Source organism: Mycobacterium sp. P7213 (genome assembly GCF_900604305.1).
Classification (GTDB): Bacteria; Actinomycetota; Actinomycetes; order Mycobacteriales; family Mycobacteriaceae; genus Mycobacterium.
This window is the reverse complement of sequence record NZ_UWOA01000054.1, coordinates 1-15,261: the sequence shown is the minus strand read 5'-3', so window position 1 is coordinate 15,261 and position 15,261 is coordinate 1. Positions and strand designations below refer to the sequence as shown.

Annotated in this window: 13 protein-coding genes; 10 read left to right on the top strand and 3 right to left on the bottom strand. The window is 68.5% G+C overall.

The features are described from left to right. The first annotated feature begins 3 nt into the window (after positions 1 to 3). Complete coding sequence (locus EJK91_RS18090; RefSeq protein ID WP_125079611.1) at positions 4 to 1,224, top strand: cytochrome P450; 1,221 nt, start codon at positions 4 to 6, stop codon at positions 1,222 to 1,224. Here EJK91_RS18090 and EJK91_RS18085 read toward each other — a convergent pair. Both EJK91_RS18085 and EJK91_RS23010 read right to left on the bottom strand, forming a co-directional pair. Next, positions 1,221 to 1,853, bottom strand: coding sequence for a hypothetical protein (locus EJK91_RS18085; RefSeq protein ID WP_024441907.1), 633 nt, complete (start codon positions 1,851 to 1,853; stop codon positions 1,221 to 1,223). The two genes, EJK91_RS18090 and EJK91_RS18085, sit on opposite strands and share 4 nt — an antisense overlap. Before the next feature lie 48 nt (positions 1,854 to 1,901). Next, on the bottom strand, positions 1,902 to 4,058 hold the full coding sequence (locus EJK91_RS23010; RefSeq protein ID WP_125079610.1) for a cellulase family glycosylhydrolase: 2,157 nt from the start codon (positions 4,056 to 4,058) through the stop codon (positions 1,902 to 1,904). A 131-nt stretch (positions 4,059 to 4,189) separates the two neighbouring features. On the opposite strand from EJK91_RS23010, the gene EJK91_RS18075 reads away from it, so the two are divergent. From EJK91_RS18075 to EJK91_RS18050, 6 genes are all read left to right on the top strand, one after another. After that, positions 4,190 to 5,086 (top strand): phosphoribosylaminoimidazolesuccinocarboxamide synthase, encoded by an 897-nt coding sequence (locus tag EJK91_RS18075; protein ID WP_125079609.1) that lies wholly within the window; start codon positions 4,190 to 4,192, stop codon positions 5,084 to 5,086. After that, positions 5,083 to 7,200: a S9 family peptidase gene (locus EJK91_RS18070; RefSeq protein WP_125079608.1), complete on the top strand. Its 2,118-nt coding sequence runs from the start codon at positions 5,083 to 5,085 to the stop codon at positions 7,198 to 7,200. The genes EJK91_RS18075 and EJK91_RS18070 overlap by 4 nt, the downstream gene beginning before the upstream one ends. A gap of 10 nt (positions 7,201 to 7,210) precedes the next feature. After that, positions 7,211 to 7,699, top strand: coding sequence for a glutathione peroxidase (locus EJK91_RS18065; protein ID WP_024441903.1), 489 nt, complete (start codon positions 7,211 to 7,213; stop codon positions 7,697 to 7,699). Then, positions 7,699 to 9,042 carry a DUF2254 domain-containing protein gene (locus tag EJK91_RS18060; protein WP_125079607.1) on the top strand — a complete coding sequence of 448 codons (1,344 nt, stop codon included), beginning with the start codon at positions 7,699 to 7,701 and terminating at the stop codon, positions 9,040 to 9,042. Before EJK91_RS18065 ends, EJK91_RS18060 begins: the two co-directional genes overlap by 1 nt. Before the next feature lie 62 nt (positions 9,043 to 9,104). Then, positions 9,105 to 9,818, top strand: coding sequence for a DUF2334 domain-containing protein (locus EJK91_RS18055; protein WP_206430439.1), 714 nt, complete (start codon positions 9,105 to 9,107; stop codon positions 9,816 to 9,818). A 19-nt stretch (positions 9,819 to 9,837) separates the two neighbouring features. Continuing rightward, positions 9,838 to 11,493, top strand: coding sequence for an FAD-binding dehydrogenase (locus EJK91_RS18050; protein ID WP_125079606.1), 1,656 nt, complete (start codon positions 9,838 to 9,840; stop codon positions 11,491 to 11,493). On the opposite strand, the gene EJK91_RS18045 is transcribed toward EJK91_RS18050, so the two are convergent. Next, complete coding sequence (locus tag EJK91_RS18045) at positions 11,490 to 12,128, bottom strand: MBL fold metallo-hydrolase (protein WP_024441899.1); 639 nt, start codon at positions 12,126 to 12,128, stop codon at positions 11,490 to 11,492. The two genes, EJK91_RS18050 and EJK91_RS18045, sit on opposite strands and share 4 nt — an antisense overlap. Before the next feature lie 86 nt (positions 12,129 to 12,214). On the opposite strand from EJK91_RS18045, the gene purS reads away from it, so the two are divergent. The 3 genes from purS to EJK91_RS21900 all read left to right on the top strand — a co-directional run. Beyond that, positions 12,215 to 12,454: a phosphoribosylformylglycinamidine synthase subunit PurS gene (gene purS, locus EJK91_RS18040; RefSeq protein ID WP_024441898.1), complete on the top strand. Its 240-nt coding sequence runs from the start codon at positions 12,215 to 12,217 to the stop codon at positions 12,452 to 12,454. After that, the gene (gene purQ, locus EJK91_RS18035; protein WP_125079605.1) at positions 12,451 to 13,125 is read left to right on the top strand and encodes a phosphoribosylformylglycinamidine synthase subunit PurQ; all 675 of its coding nucleotides are present in this window, start codon (positions 12,451 to 12,453) and stop codon (positions 13,123 to 13,125) included. The genes purS and purQ overlap by 4 nt, the downstream gene beginning before the upstream one ends. A gap of 235 nt (positions 13,126 to 13,360) precedes the next feature. Then, positions 13,361 to 15,261 (top strand): PGRS repeat-containing protein (locus EJK91_RS21900; RefSeq protein ID WP_346773475.1); only part of this gene is annotated, 1,901 nt, incomplete at its 3' end.

The window sequence follows — 15,261 nt, the reverse complement described above, 5'->3', positions numbered from 1 at the left end:
GTCATGGTCCAGGAGCTCGCGAGCATCGACTTCACCGATCTGGACAACTTTGCCGACGGCTTCCCCCACGAGCTGTTCGCGCTGCACCGTCGCGTCGCCCCGGTGTACTGGCACGAGCCCACCGCCCATACTCCCGACGGCGACGGCTTCTGGTCGGTGGCTACGCACACCGAAACGCTTGAAGTGCTGCGTGATGCGCAGACCTATTCCTCGGTCACCGGTGGTGATCGGCCGTTCGGCGGCACCGTGCTGCAGGACCTGCCGATCGCCGGGCAGCTGTTGAACATGATGGATGACCCGCGGCACGCCCAGGTCCGCCGGCTGGTTAGCTCCGGGTTGACGCCGCGGATGATCCGCCGGGTCGAGACCGACCTGCGGCACCGGGCGCGGTCCTTGCTCGACGCCATCGAGCCCGGGGTGCCCTTCGACTTCCTGGTCGACATCGCCGCCGAGGTGCCGATGCAGATGATCTGCATCCTGTTGGGTGTGCCCGAGGCCGACCGGCACTGGCTGTTCGAGGCGATAGAGCCCAGCTTCGACTTCCGCGGCTCACGCAAGGCGGTGGTGTCGCGACTGTCTATCGAGGACGCCGGCAACCGGGTCTACACCTTCGGACGTGAGCTGATCGCGGCTAAGCGGGCCGAGCCCGCCGACGACATGCTCTCGGTGGTGGCCAACTCAACCGACCCCGAGCTCAGCGATCTCGAGGTGTATCTGTTCTTCCAGCTGCTGTTCAGCGCCGGCGCCGAGACCACCCGCAACGCCATCGCCGGAGGGCTGCTGGCACTGTCTGCGTACCCCGATCAATATCGTTTGCTGCGTAGCGATTTCGACCTGCTGCCCACCGCCATCGAGGAGATCCTGCGCTGGACCTCACCGGCTCCGTCAAAGCGGCGCACCGCCACCCGCCGTGCCGTGCTGGGGGGGCAGACCATCGAAGCCGGTCAGAAGGTATTGGTGTGGGAGGGCTCGGCCAATCGGGACCCGGCGGTCTTCGACCGGGCCGATCAGTTCGACATCACCCGTAAACCCAACCCCCACATCGGTTTCGGGCACGGAGCGCACTTTTGCCTGGGTGCCCACCTGGCCCGACTGGAACTGCGGGTGCTCTACGAGGAGCTGTTGAGCCGGTTCGGTGAATTGGCGGTGGTGGCGCCGGTGGAGTGGACGCGCAGCAACCGGCACACCGGGATGCGGCACATGATGGTGGAGCTGCGCCCCTAGCTCCTCGCGACCGGGGATCGGCGGGCCAGGCCTGCGGCGTGCAGTTCCAGCGCGGCCAAGCCCCCGATCACGACGGGGTCGGCGTGCCGCCAGGCCCCGGCGGGGTCGGGACTGACCGCGGTCAGCTTCCCCAGTGGGCGATTGGTCAGGGCGCGCAGCGCCAGCAGCTGCTGCCCGGCCGGGTTCGAGTACAAGCCCAGCACCGCCCGTTTACGCAGGAAGAACCGTAGTCGCAAGGCCAGCCACGGCATCGCCACCGCCAGAATCGGCGGGGCGGCGACGGCAAAGGCGAGCACATAGGCCAGCCAACCTGCAGTGGTGTTGAGGTTGTGACCGGCCCCGGCGATATCGACTGCGGCATGACCCGCCGCGGTGAGCGGCTTGCTCACAGCGTCACCGACCAGCGGTATCCGGTCCGCGCTCTTGCCCGCCGAGGCCAAGCTGTCGGCCACGCCGTTGGCGCCGCGCTCGAACTGCCGTCCGACCCCGGCGATGGTGGTCACCGCGCCGTGCACCGCCAGGGCGATCATCACCCACAGGAAGGTCCATGCCGCGACGACGAGGTCGCTCAGCAGTTGGGCCAGCAAGCGGCCGGGCGAGGTGGCATAGGGCAGCAGCCGGGATGTCATGCCTCCGATCCCAACACACCCGGAGCCCGTCCGGCAGGCGATGCGCCGTCAGCTGTTGGGTGTGACGGTCACCGTGATGGTGGCGGCACCGGCGTTGGAGGCGATCACCAGCACCGGGGCGTTCGCGGCTGACACGACCTGCCCGCCGGTGACTGTCACCTGGTAGCCGTCCGGGTAGAGGCTGGGCGGTACCGAGATGTTGGTGTGCGCCCCCGCGGCGAACTGCCCCGACCCGTCAGCCATCTCGGTGGAGTAGCTGAACGCGAAGGTGCCGTCGTTGAACGACCAGCTGCCCGGGATGCCGGCCACGGCCTGCGGGTAAGGCGCGGCCAGGGCGTTCACCGCATCGGTCGCCACGTTGTCGCCGGTCAGCGGCTGCTCCATGTCACGGACGAGGACGTGGTTGTAATCCCAGAACAGCCAGCCGAAGCCGTGCTGATTGGCGGCGCCGGTGGCGCCGTAGATGACACCGGGGTTGGTGGTGTTGCCGAACTCGGTGAGCAGCGCCGGGACGCCATGTGCCTGCGAGTAGGCCGCGGCGTGATCCATGATGTAGCCCTCGTATGCCCCGCAACCGAAGTCGCTGCCCAAGACCTCGTACCACGGGCAGTAGCTGTGGAAGGCGAATATGGTGTTCGAATCATCCGGCGGGGTCACGAAGGTGGGCACCGGCAGGTTGCCGAACAGCGTGTTGGACCCGAAGATGACCGGGGTGCTCGGGTCCACCGAGCGGATCGCCGCCGTCACCTGCTCGTAGAACGGTGACAACTGCTGGGTGTCGAAGAACGGGTTGCCGAACGCCGTCGACAGGTAGCCCGAGCCCGGCCAGGGCTCGTTCATGATCTCGTAGCCGGCGACGTGGGGATTGCCGTTGAGGACGCCCGCCACGGCCTGGAACATGCTGGCGTAGTGGTTCTGCAGGCCTATCCCGTCGGAGGCGGCGGGGGAGTTGGTCCAGAACGCATCCCAGGCGTGGTTCACGGCGGCGTTGAGCGGGTAGTTCCACGGCCAGCCGAAGTTGATATTGATCGCATCACCGATCTGCACCGCCCACTCCGGCGCCCCGTCACCGATCCCGGTGATGGTGTCGCTGTACAGGTCCTGATGCATGTCGATGACGCTGACGATGCCGTAGGAACCGAGCAGGTCCACGGTGGCCTTGATCGACGCCAGATACTCGTAGTCGATCTGGCCGGGGCTGGGCTCTACCCCGGACCAGATCACGCCGACGCGAACCGCGTTGATGCCGTTGGCGGCCAGATACGCCGCATGCTGCTCGTCGAAGTGGTCGGCCTCCGGGGTATAGGGCGCAGACTTGTTGACCTCGTTGACCCCGTGCAGGATCAGCACCCGGCCGTCGGCGTCGGTGAGCCAGGTGCCGGCGGTGCTGAAGGCGCCGCTGCCGATCGGCGGGCCGCTGTCCAAGGTGCCGAAGGCACCGACGGAGCCATGCGTGCCGAACAGCCCGGGGTTGCCGCCGGCCCCGCCCAGCGCCGGCCGCGCCCAGCCGGGAGTGGAGGCGACGCTGTCGCCTTGGCCGGCGTCACCGCCGTGGCCGCCGGCGGCGAACAGGCCGATGCCGCTGCCGCCGTCGCCGCCATTGGCGCCGTCGCCGCCGTCGCCGCCGGCCCCGCCATTACCCAGCAGCCAGCCCCCGCTGCCACCGGCGCCTCCGGTGGCTTCGGCGCCGCCGAAGCCGCCTGCCCCGCCGTTGCCGATAAGTCCCGCCGCGCCGCCGGCACCGCCGGCGACTCCGGCCTGGTCGCTGTCCCAGCCGGTCCCCCCGGTGCCGAACAACCACCCGGCTGCGCCGCCGTCGGGGTTCGCTGCTGTTCCGGTGGCGCCGTCACCGATCACGTACGAGCCGAACCCGTTCAGGAAATCGGCGACGTGCTGACCGGCCTGCGTATCCAGCCACTCATCCAGCCCGTGGTAGATGGGCAGGTAGATCGATTGCTGGAACCAGCTGGCGAAGTCGAATTCGGTGGCGGGGGCCGCGAACGGCTCTCCCCAGTCGACGACCATCCCGGCCAGGAGTTGCTCGAAGGCGTCGTCTAAGAACTCGGCGTGCGCGGACGCGGCGCCCAGCGGTGACAACCCGAGCCCGAGTGACAACCCGGCTGCTGCTGCTGCACCCGCCAGTTGCGTGCGACCGCTGCGCCGCCGCAGTCGGCGATTACCGGAGGTGGTCAGTTGCGATGTCATGTGGCGGTCGCTCCTCGCCGGCAGTGAAAGTTAGACGTTACATGTGAAACACCTGACAAATTACCGTACATGAAGTGTGGTTCACGTGGCAGGGTTGAGGCGCGCGGCGTCGTCCCCGATAGGCTGACGCAATGCCGCGACCCGCGCTCTCCGATTACCAGCACCTGGCCAGCGGCAAAGTCCGCGAACTCTATCGGATCGATGATCACCATCTGCTGTTCGTCGCGACCGACCGGATCTCGGCGTTCGACTACGTCCTGGACAGTGAGATCCCGGATAAGGGTCGCATCCTGACCGCGATGAGCGTCTTCTTCTTCGACCTCGTCGAGGCCCCCAATCACCTGGCGGGGCCGCCTGACGACCCACGCATCCCCGATGAGGTGCTCGGTCGCGCGCTGGTCGTGCGCCAGCTGAAGATGATGCCGGTGGAGTGTGTGGCCCGCGGCTACCTGACCGGCTCGGGCCTGCTGGACTATCAGCGCAGCGGCGCCGTGTGCGGCATCCCGTTGCCACCCGGATTGATGGAAGCCAGCAAGTTCCTCAACCCGCTCTTCACTCCGGCGACCAAGGCCGAGATCGGCGAGCACGATGAGAACATCTCGTTCGCTCAGGTGATCGACCTGGTGGGCCCCGTCCGCGCCAGCCAGTTGCGCGACCGCACCCTGGCGACCTACGTGCAGGCGGCCGACCACGCGCTGACCAAGGGAATCATCATCGCCGACACCAAGTTCGAGTTCGGCGTCGATGAACACGACAACCTGGTGCTCGCCGACGAAGTCTTCACCCCCGACTCGTCGCGGTACTGGCCGGCCGACCACTACCGGGCCGGGGTCGTGCAGCAGAGCTTCGACAAGCAGTTCGTCCGCAACTGGCTGACCGGTCCGGAATCCGGTTGGGACCGGGCCGGAGATCAGCCACCCCCGGCGCTGCCGGACGACATCATCGCGGCGACCCGCGCCCGCTATATCGAGTCCTACGAACGTATTTCGGGTCTGTCCTTCGACGACTGGGTCGGCCCCGGAGCATGACCGACCTGTCGCAGGATCTGCCGAGCCCACCCTCGGCGAAGCGAGTAGAAACCMCCCGCACCCACCACGGTGACGTCTTCGTCGACTCCTATGAGTGGCTGCGCGACAAGTCTGATCCCGCCGTGATCGCGCACCTGGAAGCCGAGAACGCCTACACCGAGGCCGCCACGGCACACCTAGAGCCCTTGCGGCAGGCCATTTTCGACGAGATCAAGGCCCGCACGAAGGAGACCGACCTGTCGGTTCCCGCCCGTCGCGGCGACTGGTGGTACTACGCGCGCACCTTCGAAGGAAAGCAGTACGGCGTCCACTGCCGCTGCCCGATCAGCGGCCCCGATGACTGGGATCCGCCGCAACTCGACGAGGCCACCGAGATCCCCGGCGAGCAGGTGCTGCTCGACCAGAATGCCGAGGCCGAAGGGCACGACTTCTTTGCGCTTGGCGCCGCCGGCGTCAGCCCGGACAGTCACCTCCTGGCCTACTCCGTCGACGTCATCGGCGACGAGCGGTACACCATGCGGTTCAAGGATCTTCGTACCGGCGAACTTCTTCCCGACGAGATCGCCGGAATCGGCGCCGGGGTGACCTGGGCGACCGACAACCAGACGGTCTACTACACGACTGTCGATCAAGCCTGGCGTCCGGATACCGTGTGGCGACACCGAATCGGTGCTCCGGCAGGATCCGCCGAACAGGTTTACCACGAGGCCGACGAACGCTTCTGGCTGTCGGTGGGACGTACCCGCAGCGACGCCTACGTGCTGATCGCAGCCGGCTCGTCGATAACCACCGAGGTGCGCTACGCCGACGCAGCCGACCCGCAGGCCGAGTTCACCGTAGTGCTTCCTCGCCGGGAAGGCGTCGAATACTCCGTCGAGCACGCCGTCATCGGTGGCCAGGACCAATTCCTCATGCTGCACAACGACGGTGCGGTCAACTTCACCTTGGTGCAGGCCCCGGTCTCCGATCCGGCCGCGCAGCAGACCTTGATCCCCGGACGCGACGACGTGCGACTCGACGCGGTGGACGCCTTCGCGCACCATCTGGTGATCGGGTACCGAGCCGAGGGTCTGCCTCGCATCCAACTGTGGCCGATCGGCGCCGACGGCGATCTCCAACCGCCGCAAGAGATCACCTTCGACACCGAGCTGACTTCGTCCGGTCTGGCCGCCAATCCGAACTGGGACGCTCCGAAACTGCGGGTAGGTGCGACGTCCTTCATCACCCCGGTACGGGTCTACGACATCGACCTTGCGACCGGTGAACGCACTCTGCTGCGCGAACAACCGGTGCTGGGCGAATACCGCAGCACCGACTACGTCGAATACCGCGACTGGGCCTACGCCCAGGACGGAACCCGAATCCCGGTGTCGATCGTGCACCGCGCCGGTATCGAACTTCCCGCTCCCACAATGCTTTACGGATACGGGGCCTACGAGGCGTGCGAGGACCCGCAGTTCTCGATCGCTCGGCTGTCGCTGCTGGACCGGGGCATGGTGTTCGCCGTAGCCCACGTTCGCGGCGGCGGTGAGATGGGCCGGCTGTGGTACGAGCACGGCAAGCTGCTGGAGAAGAAGAACAGCTTCACCGACTTCGTCGCCGTGGGAAAACACCTGGTCGATGCGGGGACCTGTCAGCCCGGACGTCTGGTGGCGATGGGCGGCAGCGCCGGCGGGCTGTTGATGGGGGCGGTGACCAACCTGGCGCCGGACCTGTTCGCCGGGGTGGTGGCGCAGGTTCCCTTCGTCGACCCGCTGACCACCATCTTGGACCCGTCCCTGCCGCTGACCGTAATCGAATGGGACGAGTGGGGAAACCCGTTGGACGACAAAGACGTCTACTTCTACATGAAGTCCTACTCGCCGTACGAGAACATCGCCCGCCGCGACTATCCGCCGATCCTGGCGATGACCTCGCTGAATGACACCCGGGTGTACTACGTCGAGCCGGCGAAGTGGGTCGCGGAACTGCGGCACACCAAGACCGATGCCAACCCGGTGTTGCTGAAAACCGAGATGAACGCCGGCCACGGCGGTATCTCCGGGCGCTACGAACGCTGGAAAGAGATCGCGTTCTCCTACGCCTGGCTGTTGGCGGTTGTCGGCTGCGGGTAACGTCGCGGCCATGAGCCTCGCCGAAATCCCGCTGACCACCCTCGACGGACGTTCCACCTCGCTGGCCGATTACGCCGACCGCGCGGTGCTCGTGGTCAACGTCGCGTCCAAATGCGGACTCACCCCGCAGTACGGCGCGCTGGAGAAACTCGCGCAGGACTATGGCGACCGCGGCCTGACCGTGCTGGGCGTGCCCTGCAACCAGTTCATGGGTCAGGAGCCCGGAACCGCTGAGGAGATCCAGACCTTCTGCTCGACCACCTATGGGGTGAGCTTTCCGCTGCTGGCCAAGACCGACGTCAACGGTGCCGACCGCCACCCGCTGTATGCCGAGCTGACCAAGACCGCCGACGCCGAGGGCGCCGCCGGTGACGTGCAGTGGAATTTCGAGAAGTTCCTGCTCGCCCCGGGTGCAACGGTGGTCAACCGCTTCCGGCCCACCACGGTGCCGGACGCACCCGAGGTGATCGCCGCCATCGAAGCCGTCCTTCCTGGCTGATGCATACCCGGTCGGAGCGCTTCCCCAGCGTGCGGGCAGCGGCGCTGGCCTACCGGTTCCGGGAGAGCCTGTTCGCGCTGCCGTTGGTGATCGTGTTCGGCGGGATGGCGCTCGCCGTCATCACCCGGGTGGCGGACCGCAACATCGGTCCGTCGCCGCGCTTCCTTCTGAAAATGGACAGTGGCGTGGCCACCACACTGTTGTCCACGATCGCCGGCGCGACGATCACCACTGCGGGAGTCATCTTCTCGCTGACCATCGTCAGCCTGCAGCTGGCGAGTTCGCAGCTGTCGCCACGAGTGATGCGCTGGTTCATCCGGGACCGGCTCAGCCAGGTGGTGATCGGATTGCTGGTCGCGACCTTCGTGTACTGCGTACTGAGCCTGCCTGATCTCGATGGGTCTTCACCGGTCCCCGCGCCGCCGCTGACGGTGACGGTAGCGGTCGTGCTGACGATCGGCACCGTCATCACGATCATCGCGCACGTCGATCACCTGGCCCACCGGCTGGAAGTCGGACAGGTGGTGCGTGAAATCGCGGCCGAGGGCTCGATGGTGATCGACGCTGTCGCGGCCGCCGCTGCTCACGAGCAACCCGCCCACGAGGCCGACATGGATGTTCCCCCGGACGCGTTGCGCTTGACCTCGCCTGGCAACGGCTGGGTCAGCCAGGTCGAACCCCAACGGCTGCTGGCTGCCATCCCCGCCGGCACCACCATCCGGCTGGACACCCGGGTGGGCGCCTACATCCACCTGGGTCAGCCGCTGGTCACCATCTGGCCGGTGCCGGCCAATCCGGATCGGGTGCGGCAGAAGCTGCCCCGGGCCGTCGTGGTCAGTGACAGTCGCACCATGCAGGAAGACGTCGACTTCGCCTTCCGCCAGCTGGTCGATATCGGACTGCGGGCACTCAGCTCGGCGATCAACGACCCGACCACAGCGGTGGAGGCCACGTTGCGGGTGGGCAGTCTGCTGCGCCGGGTGCTGACGGTGCCGCCGCGACCGCGGGCAGTGGCCGGCCCGGACGGGCGAATACTGTTGCGGCCCTGGGATCTCGACCCCAAGGAGTACATCGGGCACGGTTTCGACCAACTTCGCCAAGTTGCGCCCAGTCAGCCCCTGGTGGCGGCGGCGATCCTGCGGGTGCTGCGAATGCTGGTCGCCCACGTCAAGGAGTACGGCCGGCCGGAGCACCTGCCCGCTCTGCGTGAACAGACCGATCTGCTTCTGGAATCGCTGGAGATGACTCCGGGTCTGCATCCGCGTGATCTGGCCCGGCTCAAGGCGATCGCCGCCGACACCACCGATCCGGCCGACCACAGCCGCCGGCGGGCGACTCCGTAAGCGCTATCTGACGTCTTCCTCGGCGTCACCGACTGGACACCTGTGCTGGTCACACTGGTGTTGTGACCGGCCAACTGATCGTCTCCGTCTCCGGGATCGGGGCGCACACCCTCGCCGATGCCGAGGCCTTCTGCGCGCAACTGGATGCCCGCGACGTACCGGTATCGCTGCTGGTGGCACCGCGACTGGGTGCCGACTACCGGCTCGACCGCGATCCCGCCACCGTCGAGTGGCTGGCGCAGCGGCGCGCCGACGGCGCGGCGATCGTGCTGCACGGCTTCGACGAGGCCGCCACCAAGAAACGGCGTGGCGAGTTCGCCACGCTGCCCGCCCACGAGGCCAATCTGCGACTGCTCGGCGCCGACCGCGTACTGGAACACCTGGGGCTGCGCACCCGGTTGTTCGCCGCGCCCGGCTGGACCGTGTCACCGGGCACGGTCAAGGCGTTGCCGCGCAACGGTTTCCGGCTCCTAGCCGGCTTGCACGGTGTCACCGACCTGGTGCTGGGCCACACCGTGCGGGCGCGGGTGGTCGGCGTCGGGGCCGGATTCCTCAGTGCGCCCTGGTGGTGCCGGATGGTGGTGGCCACCAGTGAGCGCATCGCGCGCCGCGACGGCGTGGTGCGGCTGTCGGTAGGGGCGCGGCAGCTGAGCAAGCCCGGCATGGCCGAGGCCATGCTGGATGCGGTGGACACGGCGTTGGGCCATGGTTGCCGGCCGGAGCCCTACCGCTGGCCACTCCCGCCGGTCGATGTGGCCTCGGAGTTGAGCGCCTGAGTCGTTACCCTGGGACGCCATGAGCGGTAAGGCGGACGCCGACGCGATCGTCGTCGGGGCGGGTCTGGCTGGCCTGGTGGCGGCCTGCGAGCTGGTGGACCGCGGTCAGCGTGTCCTGATCGTGGACCAGGAGAACAGCGCGAACCTGGGCGGACAAGCGTTCTGGTCGTTCGGCGGACTGTTCTTCGTCGACAGCCCCGAGCAGCGCAGGCTTGGCGTCCGCGACAGTCACGAACTGGCGCTGCAGGACTGGTTGGGCACCGCCGGTTTCGACCGGGAGTGCGACCATTGGCCGCGGCAATGGGCGCATGCCTATGTGGACTTCGCCTCGGGTGAGAAGCGCAGCTGGTTGCGGGCCCGCGGGCTGAAGGTCTTTCCGTTGGTGGGCTGGGCCGAGCGCGGCGGTTACGGCGCCATCGGGCCCGGCAACTCGGTGCCTCGATTCCACATCACCTGGGGAACCGGACCGGCCCTGGTGGAGATCTTCGCGGGCCGGCTGCGGGGCCGCTCAAAAGTCCGGTTCGCCTTCCGGCACCAGGTCGACGAGCTGATCGTCGAGGGTGGCCGGGTGACCGGCGTTCGAGGCAGTGTGCTGGAACCCTCGGCCGCCGAGCGCGGCGTGGCGTCATCGCGGAACACGTTGGGACAGTTCGAATTCCGTGCTCCTGCGGTGCTGGTCACCAGCGGTGGTATCGGCGGCAACCTCGATCTGGTGCGACAGAATTGGCCGGAGCGGATGGGCCGGGTGCCCGCGCAACTATTGGCCGGGGTGCCCGCCCACGTCGACGGCCGGATGATCGGGATCACCGAGGCGGCCGGCGGCCGGGTGATCAATCGGGACCGGATGTGGCACTACACCGAGGGCATCACCAACTACGACCCGATCTGGCCCGGCCACGGCATCCGCATCATCCCCGGCCCGTCACCGCTGTGGCTCGACGCCGCCGGCGTACGGCTGCCGGGGCCGCTGTACCCCGGGTTCGACACCTTGGGCACGCTCGAACACATCGCGCGCTCCGGTCAGGACTACACCTGGTTCCTGCTCAACCGGCGGATCGTCGAGAAGGAATTCGCGCTGTCGGGCCAAGAGCAGAATCCCGACCTGACCAGCCGTAGCCTGCGACAGCTGGCCATGTCGCGAGCCCGGTCCGGACCGCCCCCGCCGGTGCAGGCGTTCATCGACCGCGGGGTGGATTTCGTGCACGCTTCGTCGCTTCGCGACCTGGTCGCCGCCATGAACGACCTGCCCGATGTGGTCCCGTTGGACTACGCGACGGTCGAGGCCGAGGTCACCGCACGCGACCGCGAAGTGGCGAACCGATTCAGCAAGGACGGCCAGATCACCGCGATCCACGGCGCCCGGGCCTACCTGGGTGATCGGATCGGCCGGGTGGTGGCTCCGCACCGGCTGACCGACCCGGCCGCCGGACCGCTGATCGCGGTGAAGCTGCACATCCTGACCCGAAAGACGTTGGGCGGCTTGGAAACCGACCTGGATTCCCGGGTGCTGGGTGCGGACGGCAAGCCGATCGACGGGCTGTATGCGGCCGGTGAGGTGGCCGGTTTCGGGGGCGGCGGGGTGCACGGCTACCGAGCGCTGGAGGGCACCTTCCTGGGCGGGTGCATCTTCTCCGGTCGGGCCGCCGGCCGGGGCGCCGCCGGCGATATCGCCTAGAAGGTGACGGCGCTCTCCTCGGGAAGCACCTGGAAGTCGGCGCGTCCCATCTCGGCCAGTCGGCCGTGGTAGATCCCGCGCGCCTCGGTGGCGATGATGCCCTGGTGGATCGGCACCGCCGCCCGCGGCGCCACCGCGCGCAGGTAGTCGACGGCCTCGGAGATCTTCATCCACGGCGCCGCCGCCGGGGTGGCCAGCACGTCCACCGGTTCGCCCGGCACGAACAGCGCGTCGCCGGGATGCATCAACCGGGCCGGGTGCTCGTCGTCGCCGATCAGGTAGGAGATGTTGTCGATCATCGGCAGCTCCGGATGGATCACCGCGTGCTGACCGCCCACCCCGCGCACTCGCAGCGGACCGACGTCGAAGCCGTCCCCGACGTGCACCGCCCGCCAGGGCGGGCCCAGCTGGGCGGCGGTCTGCGGGTCGGCGTAGAGCGCCGCACCCGGGTTGGCGTCGATCAGGGCCGGCAGCCGCGCCACGTCGGCGTGGTCAGGGTGCTGATGAGTGACCAGGATGGCCGCCAGCCCGGTGATGCCCTCGAAGCCGTGCGAGAAGTTGCCGGGGTCGAACAGCACCGTGGTCCCGCCGAAATCGGCGAGCAGGCAGGAATGGCCGAAGTGGGTCAGTTGCATACCTAAAGATTGTGCTCTCCGGTGCCGCAGACGGGCATCGGTATTGTTGACCCGACCGATTCCCCCGTCGACAGTAGGGAGCACCCGTGGCCCGGGTGGTTGTGCACGTGATGCCCAAAGCCGAGATCCTTGACCCGCAGGGACAGGCGATCGTGGGAGCGCTTTCTCGGCTCGGACACACCGGAGTGTCGGATGTGCGGCAGGGCAAGCGCTTCGAGCTCGAGGTCGACGATTCGATCGACGACGCCGCACTGGCCGAGATCGCCGAATCGCTGCTGGCCAACACGGTGATCGAGGACTTCACCGTCAGCCGGGAGACATCGTGAGCGCCCGGATCGGCGTCATCACCTTCCCGGGCACCCTCGACGACGTCGACGCCGCCCGCGCGGTCCGGTTCGTCGGTGCCGAGCCCGTCAGCCTCTGGCACGCCGACGCCGACCTCAAGGGCGTCGACGCCGTGGTGGTGCCCGGCGGCTTCTCTTACGGTGACTACCTGCGCTGCGGTGCCATCGCCCGGTTCGCCCCGGTGATGGGCGAGGTCATCAGGGCCGCCGGCCAGGGCATGCCGGTGCTCGGCATCTGCAACGGCTTCCAGGTGCTGTGCGAAGCCGGGCTGCTGCCCGGAGCGCTGACCCGCAACGTCGGCCTGCACTTCGTCTGCCGCGACGTCTGGCTGCGGGTAGCGTCCACCTCGACGGCCTGGACCTCCCGGTTCGACGCCGACGCCGACCTGCTGGTGCCGCTGAAGTCCGGTGAGGGCCGTTACGTGGCCTCCGAAGCGGTGCTCGACGAGCTCGAAGGCGAAGGCCGGGTGGTGTTCCGCTACCTCGACAACATCAACGGTTCGCTGCGCAACATCGCCGGAGTCAGCTCCGCTAACGGCCGGGTGGTCGGGCTGATGCCGCACCCCGAGCACGCCATCGAGGCCCTGACCGGGCCCAGCGACGACGGGCTGGGGTTGTTCTACTCCGCGCTGGACGCGGTGCTGTCGGTCTGAATCGACGGTGCTGAGCAACGGTTCTCAGCGTCGATTGACCACCGGCTCCAGCGCGAGCGTGCACCGTTTGAACGGATCTAGAAGCTAAGTACGCATTTGCGGGGGAAACATGCACAACTGTGCACGTACGTGAGCCTCGCCTCCCCGTTTGACGCCCATCGATTGTTCGATTTAACTAAGAAAGCTCACATTCGATCGTGAGCGTGACTTAGGCAACGTCTGGGGAGGCTTCAGGATGTCCGGTCAGCGGCGTCGTAGCGTCAAGAATCGTCAGGTCCAGGACGGTCGGGCGCCACAGCGTCGCCGCCTCGTGGTGGGCACCGGCAGTGCGGTTGCCGCATTCTTGGCGTTCGGGATGGCGCCGGTGACGGTGGCACCGGCGCAGGCGGATTTCGAGGACCTGTGGGCGCCGATCGTCGATCTGTTCGCTCCGGCGAACCAGGACGTCGTGTTTGACCAGGTCCCGGGGTCTGCCGACTCCTGGGACGGTTCGCTTGGGCCGCTCGGTGAATCGGTGTGGAATGGGTACTCCGACCTCTACACCGCGGTGTACGGCCTGGGGCAGCTGTGGGTCACCAGCGACCTCGGCCAACTGGTCAACTCGGTGATCAACTTGCCCACCGAATGGTTGATCGGCCGGGATCTGATCGGCAACGGCCTGGACGACTTCACCGGGCCCAACACCTCACTGCTGGGTGGCCTCGGAATCTTTGGTGACCTCGGTGACGGCGGCCTGCTGTTCGGTGACGGCGGCGCGGGCGCAATCGGTGTCGACGGCGGCGCCGGTGGAGCCGGTGGGGATGCCGGCATGTTCGGAAACGGCGGCATCGGTGGTATGGGTTCTGCCGGCGCCGACGGTGGTGCCGGTGGCAACGGTGGCTGGTTATTCGGTGATGGCGGCGCCGGTGGTGTCGGCGGTGTGGGCGGCGGCAACGGAGGCACCGGTGGCGACGCGGCGTACTTCTTCGGCAACGGGGGTGCCGGTGGTGAGGGCGCCGTGGGCGCGGCCGGTGCTCAGGGCCTGACCGGTGGTGCCGGCGGCGACGGCGCTAGCGGTGGCAACGGCGGTATCGGTGGCCGCGCCGGGGTCTTGATCGGTGTCGGTGGGAACGGCGGCAGCGGTGGTGCCGGCGGAATCGGTGGTACCGGCGGGATCGGTGCCGATGGTCTCATTGGTAAGGCCGGGGTGGCCGGTATCAACAACGGGGCCGGCGGCAACGGCGGCAACGGCGGGGCCGGCGGTTCCGGCGGTTCCGGGGGCAACGGCGGCAACGGCGGTGCGCGGGGTTCCGGTGGGCTCTTCGGCGAACGCGGTGATGTCGGCGCCGGCGGCGTCGGTGGCGCCGCCGGCAATGCCGCCGTCGGTGGCAACGGTGGTGCCGGCGGCGATGGCGCCGACGGCCCGGTCGGTGGTGCTGGTGGCAACGGCGGTAACGCCGGAGCCGCCGGTGCTCATGGCGGTGTCGGCGGCCAGGGCGGCCTCAGTGGTGACAACTGGACCCGGGCCGGCAACGGCGCGGACGGCAGCACACCGGTGGGCTACGGCAACGGTGGCAACGGTGGCAATGGGGGCGATTCCACGGTCGCCGGACATGACGGTGGCGCCGGTGGTGCCGGCGGAAAGGCCGGCGTCATCGGGAACGGCGGGCAGGGCGGCAGCGGCGGTAACGGCGGTGCTGACGCGGACGGTGGCGCGGGCGGTGCCGGCGGAACGGGCGGCACTCAGTCCGGTAACGGCGGTGCCGGCGGTGCCGGCGGCAGTACTACCGGCCTCGGTGCCGGCGGTGCGGGCGGCCTCGGCGGTGCTGCCGGTGCCAACGGCGACGGTGGTACCGGTGGTGCCGGCGGCACTGGTACGGACGGCGGAAACGGTGGCGCCGGCGGTCACGGCGGTACCCAGACCGGCAATGGCGGTAGCGGTGGGCGCGGTGGTGCCAGCACGGGCGCCGACGGCGACGGCGGCGTCGGCGGCGCCGGTGGCGCTGCCGGCTCCAGCGGCAACGGCGGCAGCGGCGGTAGCGGTGGCCGCAGCGGCATCGAGGGCGGCAACGGTGGTGCCGGTGGCGCCGGCGGTCATGGTGGCGGCCAAACCGGTAACGGCGGCAACGGTGGTGCCGGTGGCGCGGGCGCGGACGC

Coding starts and splice junctions, on each gene's coding strand:
- EJK91_RS18090 (WP_125079611.1), top strand. CDS start 4: ATGGTCCAGGAGCTCGCGAGCATCGACTTCACCGATCTGGACAACTTT.
- EJK91_RS18085 (WP_024441907.1), bottom strand. CDS start 1,853: ATGACATCCCGGCTGCTGCCCTATGCCACCTCGCCCGGCCGCTTGCTG.
- EJK91_RS23010 (WP_125079610.1), bottom strand. CDS start 4,058: ATGACATCGCAACTGACCACCTCCGGTAATCGCCGACTGCGGCGGCGC.
- EJK91_RS18075 (WP_125079609.1), top strand. CDS start 4,190: ATGCCGCGACCCGCGCTCTCCGATTACCAGCACCTGGCCAGCGGCAAA.
- EJK91_RS18065 (WP_024441903.1), top strand. CDS start 7,211: ATGAGCCTCGCCGAAATCCCGCTGACCACCCTCGACGGACGTTCCACC.
- EJK91_RS18060 (WP_125079607.1), top strand. CDS start 7,699: ATGCATACCCGGTCGGAGCGCTTCCCCAGCGTGCGGGCAGCGGCGCTG.
- EJK91_RS18050 (WP_125079606.1), top strand. CDS start 9,838: ATGAGCGGTAAGGCGGACGCCGACGCGATCGTCGTCGGGGCGGGTCTG.
- EJK91_RS18045 (WP_024441899.1), bottom strand. CDS start 12,128: ATGCAACTGACCCACTTCGGCCATTCCTGCCTGCTCGCCGATTTCGGC.